23 protein-coding genes are annotated in these 24033 nt (G+C 50.9%); 14 read left to right on the top strand and 9 right to left on the bottom strand.

Annotated features, from left to right (window positions below; translation table 11 throughout):
- Window positions 1–3 precede the first annotated feature (3 nt).
- From rssB to ACQE3Y_RS12135, 4 genes are all read left to right on the top strand, one after another.
- Complete coding sequence (rssB, locus tag ACQE3Y_RS12150) at window positions 4–1017, top strand: two-component system response regulator RssB (protein ID WP_426981769.1); 1014 nt, start codon at window positions 4–6, stop codon at window positions 1015–1017.
- A gap of 194 nt (window positions 1018–1211) precedes the next feature.
- Window positions 1212–2120, top strand: coding sequence for a UTP--glucose-1-phosphate uridylyltransferase GalU (galU, locus tag ACQE3Y_RS12145; protein ID WP_250650074.1), 909 nt, complete (start codon window positions 1212–1214; stop codon window positions 2118–2120).
- A 24-nt stretch (window positions 2121–2144) separates the two neighbouring features.
- Window positions 2145–3485: a UDP-glucose dehydrogenase family protein gene (locus tag ACQE3Y_RS12140; protein WP_426972410.1), complete on the top strand. Its 1341-nt coding sequence runs from the start codon at window positions 2145–2147 to the stop codon at window positions 3483–3485.
- Window positions 3486–3499: 14 nt separating this feature from the next.
- Window positions 3500–4504, top strand: coding sequence for an NAD-dependent epimerase (locus ACQE3Y_RS12135; RefSeq protein ID WP_426981768.1), 1005 nt, complete (start codon window positions 3500–3502; stop codon window positions 4502–4504).
- Window positions 4505–4635: 131 nt separating this feature from the next.
- On the opposite strand, the gene hns is transcribed toward ACQE3Y_RS12135, so the two are convergent.
- Window positions 4636–5043 (bottom strand): histone-like nucleoid-structuring protein H-NS, encoded by a 408-nt coding sequence (gene hns / locus ACQE3Y_RS12130; protein WP_085071573.1) that lies wholly within the window; start codon window positions 5041–5043, stop codon window positions 4636–4638.
- A 509-nt stretch (window positions 5044–5552) separates the two neighbouring features.
- On the opposite strand from hns, the gene tdk reads away from it, so the two are divergent.
- A complete protein-coding gene (gene tdk / locus ACQE3Y_RS12125) occupies window positions 5553–6158 on the top strand; it encodes a thymidine kinase (RefSeq protein ID WP_426981767.1) in 606 nt (201 codons plus the stop codon).
- Between the two features lie 159 nt (window positions 6159–6317).
- Here the strand turns inward: tdk and adhE are convergent, their stop codons facing one another.
- Entirely contained in the window at window positions 6318–9005 is a 2688-nt protein-coding gene (adhE, locus tag ACQE3Y_RS12120) for a bifunctional acetaldehyde-CoA/alcohol dehydrogenase (protein ID WP_426972412.1), read from the bottom strand.
- Window positions 9006–9475: 470 nt separating this feature from the next.
- Between adhE and ACQE3Y_RS12115 the strand changes: the two genes are divergently transcribed.
- The 7 genes from ACQE3Y_RS12115 (at window position 9476) to oppF (ending at window position 18131) form a co-directional block, all read left to right on the top strand.
- On the top strand, window positions 9476–10123 hold the full coding sequence (locus ACQE3Y_RS12115) for a YchE family NAAT transporter (protein WP_426972413.1): 648 nt from the start codon (window positions 9476–9478) through the stop codon (window positions 10121–10123).
- A 619-nt stretch (window positions 10124–10742) separates the two neighbouring features.
- Window positions 10743–12368: an ABC transporter substrate-binding protein gene (locus ACQE3Y_RS12110; protein ID WP_426981766.1), complete on the top strand. Its 1626-nt coding sequence runs from the start codon at window positions 10743–10745 to the stop codon at window positions 12366–12368.
- 167 nt (window positions 12369–12535) lie between these two features.
- Window positions 12536–14176: an oligopeptide ABC transporter substrate-binding protein OppA gene (oppA, locus tag ACQE3Y_RS12105; RefSeq protein ID WP_426981765.1), complete on the top strand. Its 1641-nt coding sequence runs from the start codon at window positions 12536–12538 to the stop codon at window positions 14174–14176.
- A gap of 88 nt (window positions 14177–14264) precedes the next feature.
- Complete coding sequence (gene oppB / locus ACQE3Y_RS12100; protein ID WP_085071578.1) at window positions 14265–15185, top strand: oligopeptide ABC transporter permease OppB; 921 nt, start codon at window positions 14265–14267, stop codon at window positions 15183–15185.
- A 14-nt stretch (window positions 15186–15199) separates the two neighbouring features.
- Entirely contained in the window at window positions 15200–16108 is a 909-nt protein-coding gene (gene oppC / locus ACQE3Y_RS12095) for an oligopeptide ABC transporter permease OppC (protein WP_250650071.1), read from the top strand.
- 11 nt (window positions 16109–16119) lie between these two features.
- Window positions 16120–17133 carry an ABC transporter ATP-binding protein gene (locus ACQE3Y_RS12090; protein ID WP_426981764.1) on the top strand — a complete coding sequence of 338 codons (1014 nt, stop codon included), beginning with the start codon at window positions 16120–16122 and terminating at the stop codon, window positions 17131–17133.
- Window positions 17130–18131: a murein tripeptide/oligopeptide ABC transporter ATP binding protein OppF gene (gene oppF / locus ACQE3Y_RS12085; protein WP_426981763.1), complete on the top strand. Its 1002-nt coding sequence runs from the start codon at window positions 17130–17132 to the stop codon at window positions 18129–18131. Before ACQE3Y_RS12090 ends, oppF begins: the two co-directional genes overlap by 4 nt.
- A gap of 56 nt (window positions 18132–18187) precedes the next feature.
- On the opposite strand, the gene ACQE3Y_RS12080 is transcribed toward oppF, so the two are convergent.
- On the bottom strand, window positions 18188–18511 hold the full coding sequence (locus tag ACQE3Y_RS12080) for an HI1450 family dsDNA-mimic protein (protein ID WP_085071582.1): 324 nt from the start codon (window positions 18509–18511) through the stop codon (window positions 18188–18190).
- 46 nt (window positions 18512–18557) lie between these two features.
- Window positions 18558–20018 (bottom strand): cardiolipin synthase, encoded by a 1461-nt coding sequence (gene cls / locus ACQE3Y_RS12075; protein WP_426972417.1) that lies wholly within the window; start codon window positions 20016–20018, stop codon window positions 18558–18560.
- Between the two features lie 155 nt (window positions 20019–20173).
- Between cls and ACQE3Y_RS12070 the strand changes: the two genes are divergently transcribed.
- The gene (locus tag ACQE3Y_RS12070; protein ID WP_250650067.1) at window positions 20174–20347 is read left to right on the top strand and encodes a YciY family protein; all 174 of its coding nucleotides are present in this window, start codon (window positions 20174–20176) and stop codon (window positions 20345–20347) included.
- Window positions 20348–20431: 84 nt separating this feature from the next.
- Here ACQE3Y_RS12070 and ACQE3Y_RS12065 read toward each other — a convergent pair whose 3' ends face one another.
- The gene (locus ACQE3Y_RS12065; protein WP_426972418.1) at window positions 20432–20728 is read right to left on the bottom strand and encodes a YciI family protein; all 297 of its coding nucleotides are present in this window, start codon (window positions 20726–20728) and stop codon (window positions 20432–20434) included.
- 207 nt (window positions 20729–20935) lie between these two features.
- Between ACQE3Y_RS12065 and tonB the strand changes: the two genes are divergently transcribed.
- A complete protein-coding gene (gene tonB, locus ACQE3Y_RS12060; protein ID WP_426981762.1) occupies window positions 20936–21682 on the top strand; it encodes a TonB system transport protein TonB in 747 nt (248 codons plus the stop codon).
- 69 nt (window positions 21683–21751) lie between these two features.
- Here tonB and yciA read toward each other — a convergent pair whose 3' ends face one another.
- The 4 genes from yciA to ACQE3Y_RS12040 all read right to left on the bottom strand — a co-directional run bounded on the left by yciA (window position 21752) and on the right by ACQE3Y_RS12040 (window position 24022).
- Window positions 21752–22180 (bottom strand): acyl-CoA thioester hydrolase YciA, encoded by a 429-nt coding sequence (gene yciA, locus ACQE3Y_RS12055; RefSeq protein WP_426981761.1) that lies wholly within the window; start codon window positions 22178–22180, stop codon window positions 21752–21754.
- A 60-nt stretch (window positions 22181–22240) separates the two neighbouring features.
- A complete protein-coding gene (locus tag ACQE3Y_RS12050; RefSeq protein WP_085072349.1) occupies window positions 22241–22777 on the bottom strand; it encodes a septation protein A in 537 nt (178 codons plus the stop codon).
- Between the two features lie 62 nt (window positions 22778–22839).
- On the bottom strand, window positions 22840–23577 hold the full coding sequence (locus tag ACQE3Y_RS12045; protein ID WP_426981760.1) for a YciC family protein: 738 nt from the start codon (window positions 23575–23577) through the stop codon (window positions 22840–22842).
- Between the two features lie 25 nt (window positions 23578–23602).
- Window positions 23603–24022, bottom strand: coding sequence for a YkgJ family cysteine cluster protein (locus ACQE3Y_RS12040; protein ID WP_426981759.1), 420 nt, complete (start codon window positions 24020–24022; stop codon window positions 23603–23605).
- Window positions 24023–24033: the final 11 nt, after the last annotated feature.

The following is a 24033-nucleotide window of genomic DNA, read 5'->3' as shown; positions in this document are numbered from 1 at the left end:
ACAATGGAAAAACCATTAAATGGAAAACAGATCTTGATCGTGGAAGATGAGGCTGTTTTTCGCTCCCTGCTGGAAAATTTCTTGTACTCGCTTGGCGCTACGCTATTGGTAGCCAGCGATGGTCTTGATGCTATCGAAACGTTGCGCTTCCATCAGCCCGATATGCTGATTTGCGACTTAGAAATGCCTCGTATGAATGGCATCAAGTTAGTGGAACACTTACGCACCAACGGCAACCAGGTTCCCATTTTGGTCATTTCTGCTACCGAGCAGATGTCCGATATAGCACACGTTCTGCGCCTTGGCGTACAGGATGTGCTGCTCAAACCGATCAAAGATATGGAGCGCCTGCGTGAGGCGGTCTACGAGTGCCTCTATCCATCAATGTTTACTTCTCAGGTTGAAGAAGAAGAGCAGCTGTTTCAGGACTGGGATGCATTAGTCAGCGATCCCACTGCGGCCGCCAAGCTACTTAAACAGCTGCAGCCGCCGGTTCAGCAGGTTATCGCTAACTGCCGGATGAACTATCGCCAGCTTACGATGGCGGAACAGCCTGGACTGGTCCTGGATATCGCGGCTTTATCGGATAAAGATCTGGCCTTTTACTGTCTGGACGTGACGCGTGCCGGTGATAATGGCGTGCTGGCTGCGCTGCTGTTACGCGCGTTATTCAACGGGCTACTGCAGGAGCAGCTTTCCGGGCAGAAACAGCGTTTACCTGAATTAAGCAGCGTGCTTAAACAGGTTAATTTGTTATTGCGCCAGGCAAATCTTAAGGGGCAGTTTCCATTATTAGTCGGGTATTATCATCAAACCTATAAAAACCTGATTTTGGTCTCTGCTGGCTTAAACGCAACGCTGAACATTAGCGGGCAAGAAATACAACTCAGAAATGGTGTGCCTTTGGGCACAATGGGCAGTACATATCTCAATCAAATTAACCAGCAGGGCGATGCATGGCAATGTCAGGTTTGGGGAAATGGAGGGCGGCTGCGTCTGATGTTGTCGCCTGAATAACAAGCGAATGCTTTTTATTTTTGCGCCGCTCAGACAGACCTTAGTATAACTTTTACACTTGGGTAATAATCTTAATTTAGCCGGGAAGAAGTTATCCAGGATAAATCCGGCGCCCCTTAACTGATATACTCGTTTCGTTTTTTAAATCGACATATCAAGTATTAACTTGAACGGCCTATAAGAGAGGTATCTTAATGTCTGCCTATAAGTCAAAAGTAAAAAAAGCGGTAATCCCCGTTGCCGGTTTAGGGACGCGCATGCTGCCCGCAACCAAAGCCATTCCAAAGGAAATGTTGCCGCTGGTTGATAAGCCGTTAATTCAGTATGTCGTTAACGAATGCATTGCTGCCGGAATCAATGAGATTGTGCTGGTTACGCACTCGTCAAAGAACTCCATTGAGAACCATTTTGATACCAGTTTTGAACTGGAGGCGATGCTGGAAAAACGCGTTAAGCGTCAGCTGCTGGATGAAATTCAGTCTATTTGTCCGCCACACGTTACCATCATGCAGGTGCGTCAGGGCATCGCAAAAGGTCTGGGTCACGCAGTAATGTGCGCGCATCCGCTGGTTGGCGATGAGCCAGTTGCGGTAATTCTGCCAGACGTCATTATCGATGAGTATGAGTCTAACCCGACCAAAGATAACCTGGCTGAAATGCTGAACCGTTTCGACGAAAGCGGCCGTAGCCAGATCATGGTAGAGCCGGTAGCAGACGTTACGGCTTACGGCGTTGTTGATTGCCAGGGTGCTGAACTGCAGCCGGGCGACAGCGCGCCGATGGTTGGCGTGGTAGAAAAACCCAAAGCCAACGAAGCACCGTCTAATCTGGCCGTTGTTGGTCGTTATGTCCTTTCTGCAGATATTTGGCCGCTGCTGGCTAAAACGCCTCCGGGCGCAGGCGGTGAAGTTCAGCTGACCGACTCTATTGCCATGTTGATGGAAAAAGAGACCGTAGAAGCTTATCACCTGAAAGGCGTTAGCCATGACTGCGGCAACAAGCTGGGTTATATGCAGGCTTTCGTTGAGTATGGTCTGCGTCATCCGTCACTGGGCAGCGATTTCAAACAGTGGCTGAACGATACAGTTGAAAATAAAAAGTAATTCACACAGCAACAGGATAACGCAATGAAAGTCACCGTATTTGGTATCGGCTATGTGGGTCTGGTTCAGGCTGCGGTATTGGCCGAAGTCGGACATGACGTTCTTTGTATTGATGTCGACGAAAACAAAGTCGAAAATCTGAAGAAAGGGATCATTCCCATTTATGAGCCGGGTCTGACGCCGCTGGTTAAGCAAAACTATGAAGCGGGTCGACTGAATTTTACTACCAATGCCGAAGAAGGCGTTAAACATGGCGTTATGCAGTTTATCGCCGTGGGTACGCCGCCGGATGAAGATGGCTCTGCCGATCTGAAATATGTTACTGCGGTAGCGCGTACCATTGCTCAATATATGGATGAGCATAAAGTGGTGCTGGACAAGTCTACTGTACCGGTCGGAACCGCTGACCGCGTGCGTAACGTCATGCAGGAAACCCTTAAGGCGCGTGGGCTGGATTTGACCTTTGATGTGGTCTCTAACCCAGAGTTCCTGAAAGAAGGTGCCGCAGTAAGCGACTGCATGCGTCCTGAGCGTATCGTAGTCGGAACGGATAACGATGAAGTCGTTGAGCTGCTGCGTGAGCTGTATGAGCCGTTTAACCGCAATCACGATCGTCTGATTCTGATGGATATCCGTAGCGCTGAGTTAACCAAGTATGCGGCAAACTGCATGCTGGCGACCAAAATCAGCTTCATGAATGAAATCTCCAACCTGGCGGAACGCCTGGGCGCGGATATTGAGAAAGTGCGTCAGGGTATTGGTTCAGATTCCCGTATCGGCTATCACTTCATTTACCCGGGCTGCGGCTACGGCGGTTCCTGCTTCCCGAAAGATGTACAGGCGCTGATCCGTACGGCGGAAACCATTGGCTATAAACCTCGTCTGCTGCAGGCGGTGGAAGCTGTCAATGATGATCAGAAACTCAAGCTGCCGACCTTTATCAAACGCCATTTCGGTGACGATCTTAAGGGTAAAACCTTTGCGCTGTGGGGACTCTCATTTAAACCCAATACCGACGATATGCGTGAAGCGTCCAGCCGCGTGCTGATGGAAACGCTGTGGGCTGCAGGCGCAACGGTACAGGCGTTCGATCCAGAAGCGATGGATGAAGCTCAGCGTATCTATGGTCATCGTACGGACCTGAAGCTGATGGGAACAAAAGAAGCCGCTCTGCAGGGTGCAGATGCGCTGGTTATTTGTACCGAATGGCAGAACTTCCGTGCGCCAGACTTCGACGTTATTAAAAATGCCTTAAAACAACCCGTGATTTTTGATGGTCGTAACCTGTATGATCCAGAAAGAATTAGCAAACGCGGTTTTGTTTATTATGCAATTGGCCGCGGAGCGTCTATTCAAATTGCATAATTAATGAGGTAAAGATGAACTATCTGGTTACCGGCGCGGCAGGGTTTATTGGTTTTCACGTTACCCAACGCCTTCTGTCGGCCGGTCACCAGGTTGTCGGTCTCGACAACCTGAATGATTATTATGATGTAAATCTCAAACGTGCCCGCCTTAATCAAATCACTTCTTCAGACTTTACTTTTATCGAAGGCGATTTATCTGACAGGGACGCAATAGCCTCGCTGTTTGCACAGCACCGTTTCCAGCGTGTTATTCATCTGGGGGCGCAGGCAGGGGTTCGTTATTCTATTGATAATCCACATGCATATGCAGACGCTAATCTGACGGGGCACCTTAATATTCTTGAAGGCTGTCGTCATCATAAAATCGAGCATTTGCTGTACGCCTCTTCCAGTTCTGTTTACGGTCTGAACCGTAAAATGCCATTTTCCACCGACGACAGCGTAGACCATCCGGTTTCGCTTTATGCGGCCACGAAAAAAGCCAATGAACTGATGTCGCATACTTATTCACATCTTTACGGTATCCCAATGACCGGTTTGCGCTTCTTTACCGTCTACGGACCGTGGGGACGCCCGGATATGGCCCTGTTTAAATTCACCCGAGCTATTATCGCGGGCGAAAGTATTGACGTTTATAACAAGGGTCAAATGCGCCGGGATTTCACTTATATTGACGATATCACCGAGTCGATTTTCCGCCTGCAGGATGTGATACCACAAAAAGATCCTGACTGGACAGTTGAAACAGGCTCGCCTGCCACCAGCTCTGCGCCTTACCGTGTCTATAATATTGGTAACAGTCAGCCGATAACGTTAATGGCTTATATAGAAGCCCTGGAGAAAGCGCTGGGTACAGAGGCGCAGAAAAATATGCTGCCGATGCAGCCAGGCGATGTGCTGGAAACCAGCGCGGATACGCAGGCACTGTACGATGTGATCGGATTTAAACCGCAAACGGGCGTGGAAGAGGGCATCAAACGCTTTGTGGAATGGTACCGGGCTTTTTATAAGGTCTGAGTTAAGTAATTAAAAAAAGGAAGCCTGGGGCTTCCTTTTTTTGGGTGTGGCCTGGCATGACAAATACGACAAAAAGACCAATAAAAAACCCCATAACAAAATGGGGTTAAGAGAAGCACCCTGAACAGGAATTACAGCAGAAAATCATCCAGCTGCTTGCCTTCCTCTTCAATGGCTTTCTTGATTACCGCAGGAGTACGGCCCTGGCCTGTCCAGGTTTTGCTTTCGCCATTTTCATCAACGTATTTATATTTAGCCGGACGTGCAGCACGCTTGGCTTTGCCACTTGTTTTAGTTGCTGCCATAGTTTGCAGCAGTTCATTCGGATCAATGCCGTCGGCAATCAGCATTTCGCGGTACTGCTGAAGTTTACGCGTACGCTCTTCAATTTCAGCCTGCGCCTGACTTTCTTCTTCGCGGCGCTCATTAACGACCACTTCCAGTTTTTCCAGCATTTCTTCCAGAGTTTCCAGAGTACATTCTCTGGCCTGGGCGCGCAGTGTACGGATGTTGTTCAGAATTTTAAGTGCTTCGCTCATTGTCCTAATCTCAAAATATATTGGGTGGGAGAAATGTTCTGCTTGATAATAATAGAGGTGGAAAAAAGGAACTGCAATAGTTAATTTTGTAAGAAATTCACAAAGTCTTATTAAAGTGAGATTTGCATAACGCAATTGGGGGAAAGTTATAGTTGTCTCAGGCGAAAATAAGCCAGTCCCATTAAAAGCTATCATTAAACGGCCTTAGGCTTACAGGGGATTATCTGTTCAGCCCGGCGCTTAAAATCGTCGTATAACCTAAAGCGTTAGCCTCATTAAGCTTAAAGTGCAAAGGTTCAGAGCGACTAAAAAAAGGCCATAATAAGAACAGGGGTTGAGGTTTTATCATTTAATGCCATGGACAGGGATTATGCGTTACTGCGGATGATGTTAAACAAGCGCCGCGGTTAAACAACATAATCATATTGCAGGTTATCCAGCCGGTGCTACTGAGGCTATGATACAATCGTCGCCGTTTTTGTTTAACCCTTTTGGCGGAGTTCAGCCCTATGGCTCAGCTTTATTTCTATTACTCGGCAATGAATGCCGGGAAATCCACCGCATTGTTGCAATCTTCTTATAATTATCAGGAAAGGGGCATGCGGACTTTGGTCTGGACTGCGGAGATAGATGATCGCTTCGGTAGCGGTAAAGTCAGCTCACGCATTGGCCTTTCGTCACCGGCTAAATTGTTTAACAATCAGACTTTACTGATGCATGAAATTACTGAAGAACATGAAAAAAAGCCGATACATTGCATACTTGTTGATGAATGCCAATTTTTGACGCGCGAACAAGTTCGAGAACTTTCTGATGTCGTCGATTATCTGGATATACCGGTATTGTGTTATGGCTTGCGCACTGATTTCCGTGGTGAATTATTTAGCGGAAGCCAGTATTTATTAGCCTGGGCTGATAAACTTATCGAATTAAAAACCATTTGCCATTGTGGCCGTAAAGCCGGGATGGTGCTGCGTCTTGACAGTGAGGGTAAACCCTATGCCGAAGGCGAGCAGGTAGTTATCGGCGGTAACGAGCGCTATGTTTCTGTGTGTCGCAAGCATTATAAGGATGCGCTGTCTAAAGGCGTTTTACAGCCCGTAGAGCCTTTCTGAAAGGGGAAGCGTAAGCTACAGCGCCAGATGCGTTACAGAGGCTTACAGAGCGTTTATAGAGGAAGTGAAGCGGCGGGAAAACAGCACAGAACACCGGGAATGCGTCCAGACGTCAGAGATAAAAAAACCCGCCGAAGCGGGTTTTTTATGGTCTGAGAATCAAACTTTTTTAGCTTTCTTCTCTACTTTAGCTTCTTTGACCGGCTGAGCAATGATCGCTTCAGAGACAGATTCAAAGGGTTCTGCATATTCGCGACCGTAGAAGGTATCAAGCATGATCTGTTTCAGCTCAGCAATCAGCGGGTAACGCGGGTTAGCGCCGGTACACTGGTCATCAAACGCGTCATCAGCCAGCTTATCGACTTTCGCCAGGAAATCAGCTTCCTGTACGCCTGCCTCACGAATCGATTTCGGAATACCCAACTGGGCTTTCATATCTTCCAGCCACGCCAGCAGTTTCTCGATTTTCTGCGCCGTGCGGTCGCCGGCAGCGCTCAGACCAAGGTGGTCGGCGATTTCGGCATAACGACGGCGTGCCTGCGGACGATCGTACTGGCTGAACGCTGTCTGTTTGGTCGGATTGTCATTAGCGTTGTAGCGAATAACATTCGAGATCAGCAGGGCATTAGCCAGGCCGTGCGGGATATGGAATTCAGACCCCAGTTTATGCGCCATTGAGTGACACACCCCAAGGAAAGCATTCGCAAAAGCGATACCGGCAATGGTCGCGGCGTTATGAACGCGTTCACGCGCCACTGGATTTTTCGCACCATCGCGATAGCTGTCTGCCAGATTGTCTTTCAGCAGTTTAAGGGCCTGCAGCGCCTGACCATCAGAGTACTCATTGGCCAACACAGAAACATAGGCTTCCAGCGCGTGGGTTACCGCATCAAGACCACCAAAAGCGGCCAGCGATTTCGGCATATTCATCACGAGGTTGGCATCTACGATAGCCATATCCGGCGTCAGCGCGTAATCAGCCAGCGGATATTTCTGGCCGGTAGCATCATCGGTCACCACCGCAAACGGCGTAACTTCTGAGCCGGTGCCTGAAGTGGTGGTCACCGCAATCATTTTCGCCTTCACGCCCATTTTCGGGAACTTATAGATACGTTTACGGATATCCATAAAGCGCAGAGCCAGCTCTTCGAAATGGGTTTCAGGATGCTCGTACATGACCCACATGATTTTGGCTGCGTCCATCGGAGAGCCGCCGCCAAGCGCAATGATCACATCCGGTTTAAAGGAGTTCATCTGTTCTGCGCCTTTGCGCACGATGCTTAGCGTCGGATCGGCTTCCACTTCAAAGAAAATTTCGGTTTCGACGCCGTGAGATTTCAGTACAGAGGTAATCTGATCGGCATAACCGTTATTAAACAGGAAGCGGTCGGTCACGATAAAGGCGCGTTTTGCTCCGTCAGAAGCCACCTCTTCCAGGGCGATAGGCAGAGAGCCACGACGGAAATAGATAGATTTTGGAAGTTTGTGCCACAACATATTCTCAGCTCGCTTGGCCACGGTTTTCTTATTGATAAGATGTTTAGGACCGACGTTTTCAGAAATTGAGTTGCCGCCCCATGAACCACAGCCCAGCGTCAGAGAAGGTGCCAGTTTAAAGTTATACAGGTCGCCGATACCGCCCTGCGAAGCTGGCGTATTGATCAGGATGCGCGCGGTTTTCATTTTGTCGCCAAAATAATTTACGCGTTCATGCTGGTTGTCCTGGTCGGTATACAGACAAGAGGTATGCCCGATACCGCCCATCGCCACCAGTTTCTCTGCTTTAGCCACAGCCTGCTCAAAGTTTTCTGCGCGGTACATTGCCAGCGTAGGCGAAAGTTTTTCATGGGCGAAAGGTTCAGATTCGTCCACCAGCTGCACTTCGCCAATCAGAATTTTGGTGCTTGCCGGTACATGGATGCCTGCCATTTCGGCAATTTTCACTGCTGGCTGACCCACGATGGCTGCATTCAGCCCGCCGTTTTTCAGGATGATATCCTGCACGGCTTTCAGCTCTGCGCCCTGTAACAGGTAGCCGCCATGGCTGGCGAAACGTTCACGTACCGCATCATAAACGGCGTCTACCACGATAACGGACTGCTCTGAAGCGCAAATGACGCCGTTGTCGAAGGTCTTGGACATCAGAATAGAGGCCACGGCACGCTTGATATCTGCGGTTTCGTCAATAACGACCGGGGTATTCCCCGCGCCGACGCCGATAGCGGGTTTACCCGAGCTGTAAGCTGCTTTCACCATGCCCGGGCCACCGGTTGCCAGAATCAGGTTAATATCCGGATGATGCATCAGCTGGTTAGAAAGCTCGACGGAAGGCTGGTCAATCCAGCCGATAATATCTTTCGGCGCACCAGCGGCGATGGCAGCCTGCAGCACGATATCCGCTGCTTTATTGGTAGCGTCTTTCGCTCGCGGATGTGGAGAGAAGATAATACCGTTACGGGTTTTAAGGCTGATCAGCGCCTTAAAGATAGCGGTGGAGGTTGGGTTAGTGGTAGGGACGATACCGCAAATCAGGCCGGTGGGTTCAGCAATGGTGATGGTGCCGAAAGTCTCGTCAGTTTCCAGAATGCCGCAGGTTTTTTCATCTTTATAGGCATTGTAAATATATTCTGAAGCGAAGTGGTTTTTAATCACTTTATCTTCCACAATACCCATTCCAGATTCCGCTACCGCCATCTTTGCCAGCGGAATACGCGCGTCGGCAGCAGCCAGCGCGGCGGCGCGGAAAATTTTATCAACCTGCTCTTGAGTGAAATTGGCGTATTCGCGCTGCGCTTGTTTTACACGTTCAACAAGTGCGTTAAGTTCAGCGACATTGGTAACGGCCATAATGCTCTCCTGATGGAAGTTAAACTCTTTTAGTAAACAGACCAGGCTAAATGCGGCATTACACTTTGGAGCAGGCAAATAACCCATTTTGCGCTTTACTTACTCCGTACTGTTTACTGAAAGAGTTTCTATGGCGAAGGCGTTGGTAAATGACAGCGCACCTCGTTATCAATTCCTTTTGATGAGGCCAGCTTACCTGGATCGGGGTAGATGTCTGTTGATTTAGATCAATATTCCTTGAAGCTGACACCTTTCAGCGTGATTATTTTTTGACCAGCATCAGGTTTTGACTAATCTGCTGTAACAGCAATTGTTTTTCGCATCATTAGCTAAACAATCTTTTAACAATGGATTTTTTACCTGCGTTGAAAGGTAATTACAGCTTTTTAGACTGGGGTTGTCCGCTGGCAAGCGGATGATATTTACTTTAAATTAAGGCGGTTATTATTGGCGCATTTGCGGAGTAGTTTGTGAATACCCTTGCACTGGATCTGTCCGGCTATATTAAATTTTTTGTTGGCCTGTTTGCGCTGGTGAACCCCATCGGGATTATTCCTGTTTTTATTAGCATGACCAGCTACCAGCCGGTGGCTGAAAGAAACAGAACCAACCTGACGGCGAACCTTGCTGTGGCGATTATTCTCTGGACATCGCTGTTTCTGGGTGATGCCATTCTGCATATCTTTGGTATCTCTATCGACTCTTTCCGTATCGCAGGCGGCATCCTGGTGGTGACCATTGCCATGTCGATGATTAGCGGTAAGCTGGGCGAAGATAAGCAGAATAAACAGGAGAAATCAGAAACGGCAGTACGCGAAAGCATTGGCGTTGTGCCGCTGGCATTGCCATTAATGGCGGGCCCGGGTGCCATTAGTTCAACTATTGTCTGGAGCACGCGTTATCACAGCTGGATAAACCTGCTGGCCTTTAGCATCGCCATTGCGCTATTTGCCTTTTGCTGTTGGCTTTTGTTTCGCGCCGCGCCGGTTATGGTGCGCGTGCTGGGGCAAACCGGCATCAACGTTATTACCCGTATCATGGGGTTATTACTTATGGCGTTGGGCATAGAATTTATTGTTACTGGCCTCAGAGCAAGCTTCCCTGGCCTGCTTAATTAACCTTTTCATAACCGATGTATGCGTTACATTGGTTATGAGCTTTATTCTTCCGCGCCAGGCAACTTAATTTTCCCTTTAAATCATTTTTTGCCCTAAAAAAGTGCAATTGCGCACTTTTCTGCACTATTTTGGTGCCTCTATTCATATTCCTTAATAGCGGATGCTAATTATTAGTTTAATTGCTGATTTTTCTGTGACTTTGGTTTACCTGTCCAGAAATGTGATTATTTTCACATCAATTACTGCGTAATATTTTTCATCCTCCAGATTTTTATCAGCTGTTTTGCTTTACTGATAGATGATCATTCTATGTGAAGCATTTGTTATGATTTTTTACCGCTTTTTCAGGCGATTGCCATATTGAGCGGCCCTCTGAAGCAGGCTTCTGGCTGTTTTTTCTTTTGATATCAATCGAATAAATCATAATTCATCAGTAAAAATAACACTTCCGTGTTTAGAGCGATCATGATAAAAGAGAAATAGATAACATTTTTACTATTTGTTTTTGGCACAAAAAAATTCATCTGTTAACTTCCGATTAAAGTTTTTTTGATCTGGGCAAAGTGAGAACGGATTTTGCTTTACAGCCTGCAGGTGACTTCTAAGAGCAAAAGGTTTTATGAATCCAGCAAATCCTGATTATTTTGGCAAAGCGGCACTCATTGTTCTCCTGGCTTTGTCTGTTAATGCGCGGGCAGCCAGCGTGCCGCCTACTGTAGAGTTAGCTCAGGATCAAACCATTGTTATTAATAACGGTACCGAAGTCGCCTCGCTGGACCCACATAAAACCGAAGGGGTCCCGGAAAGCGATGTCATAACTAATTTGCTGGAAGGATTGCTTGTAACTGATAACGCCGGTCGTCTGGTACCGGGTGTTGCGCAGCAATGGCAGCAGCAAAATAATGTCTGGACCTTCACCCTGAGGCCGGATGCCCGCTGGAGCAATGGCGATCCGGTAACGGCCGCCGATTTTGTCTATAGCTGGCAACGGCTGGTGGATCCAAAAACGGCTTCTCCCTACGCCAGTTTTTTGCAGTACGCACATATTCTGAACGTCGATGAAATTATCGCAGGCAGGCAACCTCCCTCGGCGCTGGGCGTAAAAGCGCTGGATGATCATCACCTGCAGGTTACGCTAAGTCAGCCGGTGCCTTACTTTACGGCGATGCTGGAACATACCCCGCTAAAGCCGGTTCATCGCCAGACCCTCGAGCAGTGGGGGGACAAATGGACGCGCCCGGAGCATTATGTCGGCAACGGCGCCTATACGCTGAACAGCTGGGTGGTTAATGAGAAAATTACGCTGAAGCGCAACCCACATTATTGGGATAATGCGCATACGATTATTGAAACAGCGACCTTCTTGCCGATCAGCTCGGAAACCAGCGACGTCAACCGCTATCGTAGCGGCGGTATCGATATTACCAACAGCGCGATCCCTCCCGAACTCTTTCCTATGCTCAAGAAAGAACTGGGCGCTCAGGTGCATGTCAGCCCTTATCTCTGCACCTTTTATTATGAATTGAATAACCAGCGTCCGCCGTTTAATGATGCGCGGGTGCGTACGGCGGTAAAATTAACCCTGGATCGCCAAATCATCGCTGAAAAAATCATGGGGCAAGGGCAAATTCCCGCCTTTGGCTTTACGCCGCCCTATATTAACGGGGCTAAATTTACCGCGCCGGCCTGGTTTACTCAGACGCAGGCAGAACGCAACGCCACAGCAAAACAGCTGCTGGCCGCGGCGGGCTACGGCGTGCAAAAGCCGCTGACCTTTACGCTGCTCTATAACACCTCCGATCAAAATAAAAAGCAGGCAATTGCCGCCGCCTCAATGTGGAAAAAAAATCTTGGTGCTAACGTCACGCTGCAAAATCAGGAATGGAAAACCATGCTGAATACCCGTCATGAGGGAAATTATGATGTGGCGCGCGCAACCTGGTGTTCCGACTATAACGAACCTTCCTCTTTCCTGAATATGCTGCTGAGCGACTCCTCAACCAATACCGGTTTTTATCGTAGCCCGGCGTTTGATGCATTAATGGCGAAATCGCTGGTGGCCGACGATGCGCAGCGCGCCGTGTTATATCAACAGGCGGAAGCGCAGCTGGATAAAGATTCAGCGCTGGTGCCGGTCTATTACCGGGTCAGCGTGCGGCTGGTGAAGCCCTGGGTAGGCGGCTTTACCGGCAAAGATGCGCAGGACCGACAGAATATTAAGAATTACTACATTACCAAACATTAATTCGCTGCCCGGGTAATCGATAACGGGCGGTAGATGATGGCAGCCGTAAGAAAACAGGAAGCAAACCCTGTCCGGCTTCAGGTTCCGGAGCGCGTGACAGGTAACCCGTACAGCGGGGGAAAGCCGTAGGTAAATACCGCGGTAATTATAAAAAAACTGGAGTAAACATGACCAACATCACAAATAAAAGCCTGGCGGCACTGGGCGTTATGGCAGCGCTAGGCGCATTAAACGTGAACAGCGCGCTGGCAGCCAATGTGCCGGCAGGGGTGCAGCTGGCGGAAAAACAGGAGCTGATCAGAGGCAACGGCGCCGAGCTGCAGTCGCTCGATCCCCACAAAGTCGAAGGCGTGCCGGAAGCCTATGTGAGCCGCGATCTGTATGAAGGGTTGGCGATTAACGACGCCGAGGGAAAAATTCAGCCTGGCGTGGCGGAAAGCTGGGAAAGCAAGGAGGGCGGTAAGGTCTGGATCTTCCATCTGCGTAAAAATGTGAAATGGTCCAATGGCGAGCCGCTAACCGCCAATGATTTTGTCTATAGCTGGCGTCGCCTGGCCGATCCGAAAACGGCATCGCCCTACGCCAGTTATCTACAGTACGGCCATCTGCTGAATGTGGATGATATTATTGCTGGCAAAAAAGCGCCGGATACCCTCGGTATTAAAGCCGTTGATGACCATACGCTGGAGGTTACGCTGAGCGAAGCGGTGCCTTATTTTTATAAGCTGATTATTCACCACTCTATGTCGCCGGTGTATAAACCCGTTATCGAAAAATTTGGCGATAAATGGACGCAGCCGGAAAACTTTGTTGGTAACGGCGCGTTTAAGGTTAAAGAGTGGGTGATTAACGAACGCCTGGTTGTAGAGCGTAACCCGCAATACTGGGATAACGCCCATACCGTACTGAATAAAGTCACCTTTCTGCCCATTTCTTCAGAAGTGACCGATACAAACCGCTATCGCAGCGGCGGCAGCGATATGACCTATAACTATCTGCCGATTGAGCTGTATCAGAAGCTGAAAAAAGAGATCCCGCATGAGATCCATGCCGACCCGTATCTCTGCACCTATTATTACGAAATTAATAACCAGAAACCGCCGTTTAACGATCCACGCGTACGTACCGCGCTGAAGCTGGGTATCGATCGCGACATCATTGTGAATAAGGTAAAAGCGCAAGGCGAAGACCCCGCCTGGAGCTATACGCCGCCATTTACTGACGGCATCACTCTGACCAAACCGGAATGGATGAGCTGGACCCAGCAGAAACGCAATGAAGAAGCGAAAAAGCTGCTGGCCGAAGCGGGCTATACCGCCGATAAGCCGCTGTCGTTCAGCCTGCTGTATAACACTTCCGATCTGCATAAAAAGCTGGCCATTGCCGCCGCCTCGATCTGGAAGAAAAATCTGGGTGTGGAGGTCAAGCTACAGAACCAGGAATGGAAGACCTTCCTTGATACGCGTCATCAGGGCAACTTTGATGTCGCGCGCGCCGCCTGGTGTGCCGATTACAATGAACCCACCAGCTTCCTGAATACCATGCTTTCAGACAGCAGCAATAATACCTCGCACTATAAAAGCGCTGAGTTCGATAAACTGCTGGCGCAGGCGTTGAGCGCAAAAGATGAGGCAACGCGGAGCCAGATTTACGCCGAAGCGGAGAAGGTGCTGGATAAAGATTCCGTTATTGTGCCGATCTACTACTACAAAAACCTGCGTCTGGTGAAACCTTACGTCGGCGGCTATACCGGCAAAGATCCGCTGGATAATTCGCACGATAAAGATCTCTATATCATCAAACATTAATGCAGGCTTCCGGGCGGTCGCAGGCCGCCCATTTCGGGCAATATGGCTTCGGCTATCCGGCTGAAGCCAGGTTTATCAGGTACGGGCAATGTTAAAGTTCATCCTGCGTCGCTGCCTTGAAGCAATTCCGACGCTATTTATTCTGGTTACGATCTCTTTCTTTATGATGCGCCTGGCGCCCGGTAGTCCATTTACCGGCGAACGCGCCTTAACGCCGGAAGTGATGGCGAATATCGAAGCGAAATATCATTTAAACGATCCGATGTGGAAGCAGTACGTCGATTATCTTAACCAACTGGCGCACGGCGATTTTGGTCCTTCGTTTAAATATAAGGATTATACCGTTAACGATTTAGTGGCCGGCTCGTTCCCGGTTTCCGCGAAGCTCGGCGCGGCGGCCTTTATTTTTGCCGTGCTGCTGGGGGTAACGGCAGGCGTTATCGCTGCGTTAAATCAAAACAGTAAATGGGATTATGTCGTCATGGGGGTGGCGATGACCGGCATAGTTATTCCCAGTTTTGTTGTCGCGCCGCTGCTGGTATTAATCTTTTCTATTACTCTGAAATGGTTGCCCGGCGGTGGCTGGAACGGCGGGGCGCTGAAATTTATGATCCTGCCGATGGTGGCGCTGTCACTGGCCTATATCGCCAGCATTGCGCGTATTACCCGTGGCTCGATGATTGAGGTCATGCACTCTAACTTTATTCGTACCGCGCGCGCCAAAGGATTACCGACGCGGCGTATTGTGTTACGTCACGCTTTAAAGCCTGCGCTGTTGCCGGTGCTTTCTTATCTTGGCCCCGCTTTTGTTGGGATTATTACCGGTTCGATGGTTATTGAAACGATTTACGGGCTACCGGGAATTGGGCAGCTGTTTGTTAATGGCGCGCTGAACCGTGACTATTCACTGGTACTGAGCCTGACGATTTTAGTCGGCACGCTGACCATTGTGTTTAACGCTATCGTTGACGTGCTGTATGCCGTCATCGATCCGAAAATTCGTTATTAATACCGGGGCTCGCCATGATTTTAAGTAAGAAAAATAGCGACGCTCTTGATACGTTCAGTGAAAAGCTGGAAGTGGAAGGGCGCAGTTTGTGGCAGGACGCGCGTCGTCGTTTTATACATAACCGTGCGGCGTTGGCCAGCCTGTTTATTTTACTGCTGATCGCGCTTTTTGTGATTATTGCTCCCTGGGTCTCGCCCTTTACCTATGATGATACCGACTGGGCGATGATGTCTGCCGCGCCGGATATGGAATCAGGCCACTATTTTGGCACCGACTCCTCCGGGCGCGATCTGTTAGTGCGCGTGGCGATCGGCGGGCGTATCTCACTGATGGTTGGCATTGCAGCCGCGCTGGTAGCGGTAGTGGTTGGCACCCTGTACGGCACGCTGGCAGGCTATCTGGGCGGGAAAACGGATTCCGTTATGATGCGTTTGTTGGAAATCCTTAACTCTTTTCCCTTTATGTTCTTTGTGATCCTGCTGGTGACCTTTTTCGGGCAGAACATTCTGCTGATCTTTGTCGCCATCGGCATGGTCTCCTGGCTGGATATGGCGCGTATTGTGCGCGGCCAGACGTTAAGCCTGAAGCGAAAGGAATATATTGAAGCAGCCCAGGTCGGCGGCGTCTCGACAATCAAGATTGTACTGCGCCATATCGTGCCGAACGTGCTGGGCGTGGTCGTGGTCTACGCCTCTTTACTGGTGCCGGGCATGATCCTGTTTGAGTCATTCCTTAGCTTTCTGGGCCTGGGAACGCAGGAGCCGCTCAGTAGCTGGGGTGCCTTGCTGAGCGACGGTGCCAACTCAATGGAAGTGTCGCCCTGGCTGTTGCTTTATCCGGCAGGTTTTCTGGTTATCACGCTGTTTTGTTTTAACTTTATCGGTGATGGCCTGCGTGATGCCCTCGACCCGAAAGATCGTTAAGGAGTTTCCCGATGAGTACGATTGAAGTTCAGCCTGTAATGGCAAAAAGCGCGGGAAGCGACTTACTGCTCGACGTAAAGGATTTACGCGTCACCTTTTCTACGCCGGACGGCGATGTCACCGCGGTTAATGACCTTAACTTCAGCCTGCGGGCCGGTGAAACGTTAGGGATTGTCGGCGAATCCGGCTCTGGTAAATCACAAACCGCTTTTGCCCTGATGGGCCTGCTGGCCAGTAACGGACGCATCGAAGGCTCCGCGCGATTTAACGGTCGTGAAATCCTTAACCTGCCGGAGAAGCAGCTTAACGCGCTGCGGGCAGAGCAGGTGGCGATGATTTTCCAGGATCCGATGACTTCGCTGAATCCTTATCTGCGCGTCGGCGATCAGTTGATGGAAGTATTACAACTGCATAAAGGAATGAGCAAAGCGCAGGCGTTTGAAGAGTCGGTACGGATGTTGGATGCGGTAAAAATGCCGGAAGCGCGCAAGCGCATGAAAATGTACCCGCATGAGTTTTCTGGCGGCATGCGCCAGCGCGTAATGATTGCAATGGCGCTGCTTTGCCGGCCCAAACTGCTGATTGCCGATGAGCCGACCACCGCGCTTGACGTAACGGTGCAGGCGCAAATCATGACGCTGTTGAATGAGCTGAAACGCGAGTTTAATACCGCCATTATCATGATTACTCATGACCTGGGAGTCGTGGCGGGTATCTGTAATAAGGTCCTGGTGATGTATGCCGGACGCACCATGGAGTACGGCAACGCGCGCGACGTCTTTTATCATCCGGCGCATCCTTACGCGCTGGGGCTGTTGAACGCGGTGCCGCGTCTGGATACGGAAGGGGAATCGCTGCTGACCATACCGGGCAACCCGCCGAATCTGCTGCGTCTGCCAAAAGGATGTCCGTTTCAGCCCCGTTGCCCTTATGCGATGGAAATTTGCGCCGCCGCGCCGCCGCTGGAGGCCTTTGGCGAAGGGCGTTTGCGTGCCTGCTTTAAGCCGGTGGAGGAGCTGGTATGAACGCCGTAGCTGAGAAAAAAGTACTGCTCGAAATCGCCGATCTCAAGGTGCATTTCGATATTAAAGATGGCAAACAGTGGTTCTGGCAGCCGTCAAAAACATTGAAGGCGGTAGATGGCGTCAGCCTGCGTCTGTATGAGGGAGAGACGCTGGGCGTGGTTGGCGAATCGGGCTGCGGCAAATCAACGCTGGCGCGCGCTATTATCGGCCTGGTCAAGGCCACCGATGGCCGCGTCGCCTGGCTGGGTCGCGACCTGCTTGGCCAAAGCGACGAGGAGTGGCGCAAGGCGCGCAGCGATATTCAGATGATTTTTCAGGATCCGCTGGCCTCGCTGAACCCGCGCATGAATATCGGCGATATTATTGCCGAGCCGCTGCGAACCTATCATCCCAATATGCCGCGTCAGGAAATAAAAGATCGCGTTAAGGCGATGATGATGAAAGTTGGGCTGCTACCGAACCTGATTAACCGTTATCCGCATGAGTTTTCCGGCGGTCAGTGTCAGCGTATCGGTATTGCCCGCGCGCTGATTCTGGAGCCAAAGCTGATCATTTGCGATGAGCCGGTATCGGCGCTGGATGTTTCAATTCAGGCGCAGGTAGTGAATCTGCTGCAGCAGCTACAGCGTGAAATGGGGCTTTCACTGATTTTTATCGCTCATGACCTGGCGGTAGTGAAGCACATTTCCGATCGCGTGCTGGTGATGTATCTGGGACATGCGGTAGAGCTGGGAACCTACAGCGAGGTTTATAACAATCCGCAGCATCCTTATACCCGGGCGCTGATGTCTGCCGTACCGATCCCCGATCCCGATCGGGAGAGAAATAAAACTATTCAGCTGCTGGAGGGTGAGCTGCCATCGCCGATTAATCCGCCATCGGGCTGCGTGTTCCGTACCCGTTGCCCGATTGCCGGACCCGAATGCGCGAAAACGCGCCCGCTGCTGGAGGGAAGTTTCCGCCATGCGGTTTCCTGCCTGAAGGTGGATCCGCTCTAGCGTGCTGATACCAAAAAGGCTGCCGGAGGCAGCCTTTTTTCGTCATGGGGCGCGCGTTATTCACGCCACAAAATATGGCACAGCTTATGATCTTTCTCACGGCACAGCAGAACGCGGGCGAAAACGTCGGTTACCGGTTCGCCTTCCGCTTCGCCAAGACCAATCACCACTTCGGCGAAAAAGTCGGGATTCAAATCGTAATCGACATGCTCGCGCCAGTCTTCCGAGGGATCAAACAGCTCCGCGCCGCCGCGCTCTTCAAACTGCAAATTAAACAGGATGATATCCGCCGGATCGAGGTTATCGCCCGCCAGCTCAAGAAAAATATCGTAAGCCTGTTCCAGCGTTTCATCTTCAGTAAGACGGTTATTTAAGTCCATGATTGATCCCGTATGCCCGCAGGCGTAATAGCATTTTCCGCCTCTTTTACAGCAACGGACTAAAGAAGTAAAACAGTCGTTCAACGATCCGCTGCCACCAGGGACGACGCACCCAGCGTTTGGCATCCACCAGACGGGAGCGGGCAATATAATCATCCTGCACGTGCGCCAAATCGCTGCCAAAACCGTCGTCGTCAATCACCAGCGTAATTTCAAAATTTAGCCACAGGCTGCGCATATCCAGGTTAACGGTGCCAATCAGACTAAGCTGCCCATCCACCAGCACGCTTTTGGTATGCAGCAGGCCACCTTCGAACTGGTAAATTTTTACCCCGGCTTCCAGCAGTTCAGTAAAGAAAGCGCGACTGGCCCAGCCAACCAGCAGCGAGTCATTATGACGCGGCACAATGATGCTGACATCAACGCCGCGCAGCGCCGCCGTACAGATAGCATGTAATAAATCGTCGCTGGGAACAAAGTAGGGCGTGGTCATAATCAGCTGTTCGCGCGCCGAATAGACCGCCGTCAGCAGCGCCTGGTGGATCATATCTTCCGGGAAACCGGGACCAGAGGCGATCACCTGAATAGTATGCCCACTCTCCTGTTCGAAGGGCATTACGTTAGTATCCGGCGGCGGCGGCAAAATGCGTTTGCCCGTTTCAATCTCCCAGTCACAGGAGTAAATAATGCCCATGGTGGTTGCTACCGGGCCCACCATACGCGCCATTAAATCGATCCACTGACCTACGCCCGCATCCTGTTTGAAATAGCGCGGATCAACCATATTCATGCTGCCGGTATAGGCAATATAGTTATCGATCAGCACCACTTTACGGTGCTGACGTAAATCCATACGGCGCAGAAAAACGCGCAGCAGGCTGACGTGCAGCGCCTCGACAACGTCAACCCCGGCATTGCGCATCATCGCGGGCCATTGGCTGCGGAAAAAGGTAACGCTGCCGGCTGAATCCAGCATCAGGCGACAGTGCACGCCGCGTCGCGCCGCCGCCATCAGCGACTCGGCAACGTCGTCTGCCAGGCCACCGGGATGCCAGATATAAAACACCATCTCGATATTATGGCGCGCCAGCTGAATATCACGGATCAGGGCTTTCATTGTATCGTCAGTACTGGTCAGCAGCTGCAGCTGGTTGCCTTTCACACCGGCAATGCCCTGACGATTTTCACACAGCTGAAACAGCGAGCGTGCCACATCGCTGTGTTCTGTGGCGAAAATAGAGTGACAGCTTTTTAAGTCATGCAGCCAGCGGGCAGTAGAGGGCCACATGGTGCGCGCGCGCTCAGCACGCCGTTTGCCCAGATAGAGCTCGCCAAAGGAAAGATAAGCGATGATGCCCACCAGCGGCAGAATATAGATAATCAACAGCCAGGCCATCGCTGACGTTACCGCCCGGCGTTTCATCAGAATACGTAGCGTCACGCCAGCGATCAGTAACCAGTAGCCGAAAAATAAGAGCCAACTAATCAGAGTGTAGAACGTGGTCATAAAGTGGAAGTCCGGTTCGCGCTTTGATGCAGGGAGTGTACGTGGAGATAGCTACCTGCGAAACCCTTTGCCGTTAATCAGCAACAGAGAAGGATGTTGCCAGCGGAGGAAAAGATCTATAATGCGCCGCGTTGTTTGGCAATCGGATAAATATTATGAAGCGAAGCAGGAATGAAGTCGCTCGCTGGCGTATGTTGCGTCAGGCTCAGCGTAAAAAGGCGCGCTGGCTGGAAGGGCAGTCGCGGCGTTATCGACGTATCCATGTCATTCGCCATCAGCTGGCGCAGCAGCAACGCCGTTCAGTGCTGTTTATCAACTATTTCTGGTAAGAAAAAAGGGAGCATTGTGGCTCCCTTAATGTTTCTCTGAGGCTTTTCGCCCCGCTTATTTACCCGCCAGCAAGATGTTTACGCTCAAAATACCCGCTTAAACGGCTTCACAGCGACCTGTTTATAGACGCCAGCGGCGATATAGGGATCGTCCTCAGCCCAGGACTGCGCTGCTTCCAGCGAGGGGAACTCAGCGATTACCGTTGAGCCGGTAAAACCCGCCGCTCCCGGTTCGTTACTGTCAACGGCAGGCATCGGGCCGGCCACAATTAAACGACCTTCGTCCCGCAGTAGCTGTAGACGAGCAAGGTGGGCCGGGCGAACGGCGCCGCGCTTTTCCAGCGAATCGGCATGGTCTTCAGCATAAATAACATACAGCACGATAATTACTCCTGTTGGGGCGGGTCAGTTTGGCAGTTACGTTAATTTATCGTAAAGTTTTGTGCAAATGAAAAGATAACGCCTTGTTGACCTGTAGCAATGAAGGCGGGTTTTATGCTTTTTTCTGGCTGCTGTAGTGGGTGAGTTGTTGAAACTGATTGCTATTTGCATTTAAAATTGCGGCCTCACTTGACCATGCGAATAGTTATGACAACGCTGACGACTCCTTTACCTCGCCGCTTATCAGTATCCATGTTGCTTTCAGTGGCGCTGCACGGCAGCGTGATTGCCGCTTTGTTGTATGCTTCGTTTAATCGGAGCGTTGAAGCGCCTAAGATGTCGCAGCCCATTAGCGTCTCGCTGGTGGCTCCGGAGGTTCAGCCGCAGGCACAGCCTACACCGGAGCCTGCGCCCATGCCGGAACCAGAACCGGAACCCCAGCCGGAGCCGACGCCTGAGCCGCCGAAGGCGGAGCCGGTACCGATCCCCAAACCTGAGCCAAAACCCAGGCCGAAGCCGAAACCGAAACCGGTTAAAAAAGAGGTGGTGAAGCCGCCTAAAGAGATCAAACCACAGACGCCGCCGCGGCAGGCATCGCCTTTCCAGGAAAATAGCGCCAAAACCACGGCGGCGAAACCCTCCAGCGCGCCGAAAACTTCGCCAGCGCCATCGCGCACCGTTTCTGACGGGCCGCGAGCGCTAAGCGTCGGCAAGCCGGGTTATCCCGCGCGCGCTTTTGCCCTGCGTATTGAAGGGCGCGTGCGCGTGCAGTATGACGTAGACAGCAGCGGACGTGTTGATAACATCCGTATTCTGTCAGCGCAGCCGCGTAATATGTTTGAGCGTGATGTGAAGCAGGCTATGAGGAAGTGGCGCTATGAAAGCGGCAAGCCAGGCAATAATCTGACGATGACCATCGTGTTTCGCATTAACGGCGGCACCAGCATTGAATAGCACGGCAATCGGCTGAAAAAGGTGCCGCGCCTGCGCGGCACCTTTTTCATGAATTACAGATGCGGCGCTTTATTCCGCACTCTCCTGTGCGACATAATGACTCTTCCCGGCTGGTAGCGGACGAGATTTTCCCTGTTCATCTACCGCGACATAGATAAAAATCGCTTCGGTAGTACAGTAGAACTGACCCAGCGGTTCAGAAGAGACTTTCTTGATCCAGACTTCCACGTTGATGGTCATCGAACTGCTGCCGGTGCGAATACAGCGGGCATAGCAGCTGACAACGTCTCCTACCGCCACCGGCTTAAGGAACGTCATTCCATCAACGCGTACCGTCACAACGCGTCCCTCGGCCAGCTCCTTGGCCAGAATAGCGCCGCCAATATCCATTTGTGACATCAGCCAGCCGCCGAAAATATCGCCGTTAGCGTTGGTATCCGCCGGCATCGCCAGCGTACGTAACACCATTTCGCCTTGCGGCTTACGATTATTATCCATTACTCAATTCTTTGGTTTGCAAAATAAAAGCCCGGCGCATTGGAGCCGGGCAGAACAGAACTATTTTTCCTGCTGCGGCATCAGACGGTAAATATAAACGCCGCTGAGCAAGGTAAACAGTAGCGTCAGACCCGTGAGGCCGAAGACTTTAAAATTAACCCAAAATGCCTGCGGCATCCAAAAGGCAACGTAAATATTCGCCAGCCCACACGCCAGAAAGAACAGCGCCCAGGCAATATTCAGTTTACGCCAGGCATATTGCGGCAGCTGCAGCTCTTTGCCCAGCATGCTCTGAATCAACGGCTTTTCCATGAAAAGCTGGCTGAACAATAATGCCAGAGCGAACAGCGTATAAATAACCGTGACCTTCCATTTAATAAACTCATCGTTATGGAAAACCAGCGTCAGCGTGCCGAATACCGCGACCAACACAAAGGTAAAGATGGTCATCTTTTCCAGCTTACGATAGAGGATCCAACTGGCGACCAGTGCCAGGCCGGTTGCGGCTATCAGCGCGCCGGAGGCGACATAAATATCGTACAGCTTATAAAAGACGAAAAAGACCACCAGCGGAAGAAAATCGAGTAGTTGCTTCATAATGAATTCCAGATCGTGCCCGGCAGAAAAGAATAACGGCATACAAAGTATGCCGTCAGGACTTAACGCAGCAGCATATAAAGACGGAACAGATAAATAACCAATATTGCCGAAACCAGATTGCTTAACGCATTAAGCAACACAGAGGCGATATTAGCCGGCAGGACGGTAAAGGAAGAGGCCAGCAGCAACAAGGCCATTTTAGCCAGCAACCAGACGATGACCGCCGGTGCGATCAGACGCATATGTGCCCAGGCGAGACGGGAACTGGTGCGCAGCGCGGCAAGAATACCGGTTTTCTCAATCGCCAGAATCACCGGCGCCAGAGAAAGCAGGATACCCAGAATCACGCCCGGAATAACCAGCACCATAAAGCCCAGCTGCACCACCAGCGTAATCAGAAAGGTCAACAGCAGCAGACGCGGCAGCAAAGGAGCAGAAGCGCCAATCGCCCGCAGCGCGCTGGTTCGTTGACCCGCCGACACCAGCGGGATCAGGCAAAGCATGGCACCGAGCAGCAACGTATTACCGACCAGAGAGGCAAACGTACCGGCTGCTGAAGCGCGTAGCAGAACCTGCTGCTGTTCCGGCGACAGGTTTTGGATCACCTCAATTAACGAAGTGGCGCCGCCGTTATCGCCTTCGCTCAGTATCGAGAGCTGTTCTGCGTCCGGTGTTAACACATGACCAATCATCACCGTAATTAGTGATGTCAGTAATGCTATCAGCACAATCGTGACCAGCTGATGACGCAAAAAATTCCCCGTGTCACGGTATAGCGAGCCCGCCGTGATGGACATGTACACTCCTTTGGTAATTACCGGTTTACAGATCCGGCGATTGTACATGGTCTGACGCGGGACTGGCACCCAGACTTACATAACTTTCAGTAAGTGGCGGGTTTGATGAAAAAAACAGCGGCGGCAGACCATATTTTGCCCGGGCAAGATCACAGGCTTCATTCCAGACACCATTTTCACCGGACATGGCAAATTCACGGCAGGGCGTCGGACGCTGTTCGTAAATACCACAGGAGACGCACTGACCCACTTCGCCCTGCAAAGCAACACAGCGCGGCGTACGGGCATTTGTGCCACGCATGTTGCGCATCAGCAAATTAAGCGGCTCGGTGAGATCGGCGGGGACGCCTCCACCGGCATCATCTGCCTCAGCCCAGTAGAAGGAAACGCGGAAATGGGCGCAGCAGGCACCACAGGAAACACAAGGATTAAAATTATCGCTCATTTGATCGCCCG

Source organism: Pantoea sp. FN0305 (genome assembly GCF_050113845.1).
Lineage (GTDB): Bacteria > Pseudomonadota > Gammaproteobacteria > Enterobacterales > Enterobacteriaceae > Mixta > Mixta alhagi.
This window is presented reverse-complemented; position numbering and strand designations above follow the sequence as displayed.

Bases quoted from the DNA above. Each gene is read 5' to 3' on its own strand.
- rssB (WP_426981769.1), top strand. From the start codon at position 4: ATGGAAAAACCATTAAATGGAAAACAGATCTTGATCGTGGAAGATGAG.
- galU (WP_250650074.1), top strand. From the start codon at position 1,212: ATGTCTGCCTATAAGTCAAAAGTAAAAAAAGCGGTAATCCCCGTTGCC.
- ACQE3Y_RS12140 (WP_426972410.1), top strand. From the start codon at position 2,145: ATGAAAGTCACCGTATTTGGTATCGGCTATGTGGGTCTGGTTCAGGCT.
- ACQE3Y_RS12135 (WP_426981768.1), top strand. From the start codon at position 3,500: ATGAACTATCTGGTTACCGGCGCGGCAGGGTTTATTGGTTTTCACGTT.
- hns (WP_085071573.1), bottom strand. From the start codon at position 5,043: ATGAGCGAAGCACTTAAAATTCTGAACAACATCCGTACACTGCGCGCC.
- tdk (WP_426981767.1), top strand. From the start codon at position 5,553: ATGGCTCAGCTTTATTTCTATTACTCGGCAATGAATGCCGGGAAATCC.
- adhE (WP_426972412.1), bottom strand. From the start codon at position 9,005: ATGGCCGTTACCAATGTCGCTGAACTTAACGCACTTGTTGAACGTGTA.
- ACQE3Y_RS12110 (WP_426981766.1), top strand. From the start codon at position 10,743: ATGAATCCAGCAAATCCTGATTATTTTGGCAAAGCGGCACTCATTGTT.
- oppA (WP_426981765.1), top strand. From the start codon at position 12,536: ATGACCAACATCACAAATAAAAGCCTGGCGGCACTGGGCGTTATGGCA.
- oppB (WP_085071578.1), top strand. From the start codon at position 14,265: ATGTTAAAGTTCATCCTGCGTCGCTGCCTTGAAGCAATTCCGACGCTA.
- oppC (WP_250650071.1), top strand. From the start codon at position 15,200: ATGATTTTAAGTAAGAAAAATAGCGACGCTCTTGATACGTTCAGTGAA.
- ACQE3Y_RS12090 (WP_426981764.1), top strand. From the start codon at position 16,120: ATGAGTACGATTGAAGTTCAGCCTGTAATGGCAAAAAGCGCGGGAAGC.
- oppF (WP_426981763.1), top strand. From the start codon at position 17,130: ATGAACGCCGTAGCTGAGAAAAAAGTACTGCTCGAAATCGCCGATCTC.
- ACQE3Y_RS12080 (WP_085071582.1), bottom strand. From the start codon at position 18,511: ATGGACTTAAATAACCGTCTTACTGAAGATGAAACGCTGGAACAGGCT.
- cls (WP_426972417.1), bottom strand. From the start codon at position 20,018: ATGACCACGTTCTACACTCTGATTAGTTGGCTCTTATTTTTCGGCTAC.
- ACQE3Y_RS12070 (WP_250650067.1), top strand. From the start codon at position 20,174: ATGAAGCGAAGCAGGAATGAAGTCGCTCGCTGGCGTATGTTGCGTCAG.
- tonB (WP_426981762.1), top strand. From the start codon at position 20,936: ATGACAACGCTGACGACTCCTTTACCTCGCCGCTTATCAGTATCCATG.
- yciA (WP_426981761.1), bottom strand. From the start codon at position 22,180: ATGGATAATAATCGTAAGCCGCAAGGCGAAATGGTGTTACGTACGCTG.
- ACQE3Y_RS12050 (WP_085072349.1), bottom strand. From the start codon at position 22,777: ATGAAGCAACTACTCGATTTTCTTCCGCTGGTGGTCTTTTTCGTCTTT.
- ACQE3Y_RS12045 (WP_426981760.1), bottom strand. From the start codon at position 23,577: ATGTCCATCACGGCGGGCTCGCTATACCGTGACACGGGGAATTTTTTG.
- ACQE3Y_RS12040 (WP_426981759.1), bottom strand. From the start codon at position 24,022: ATGAGCGATAATTTTAATCCTTGTGTTTCCTGTGGTGCCTGCTGCGCC.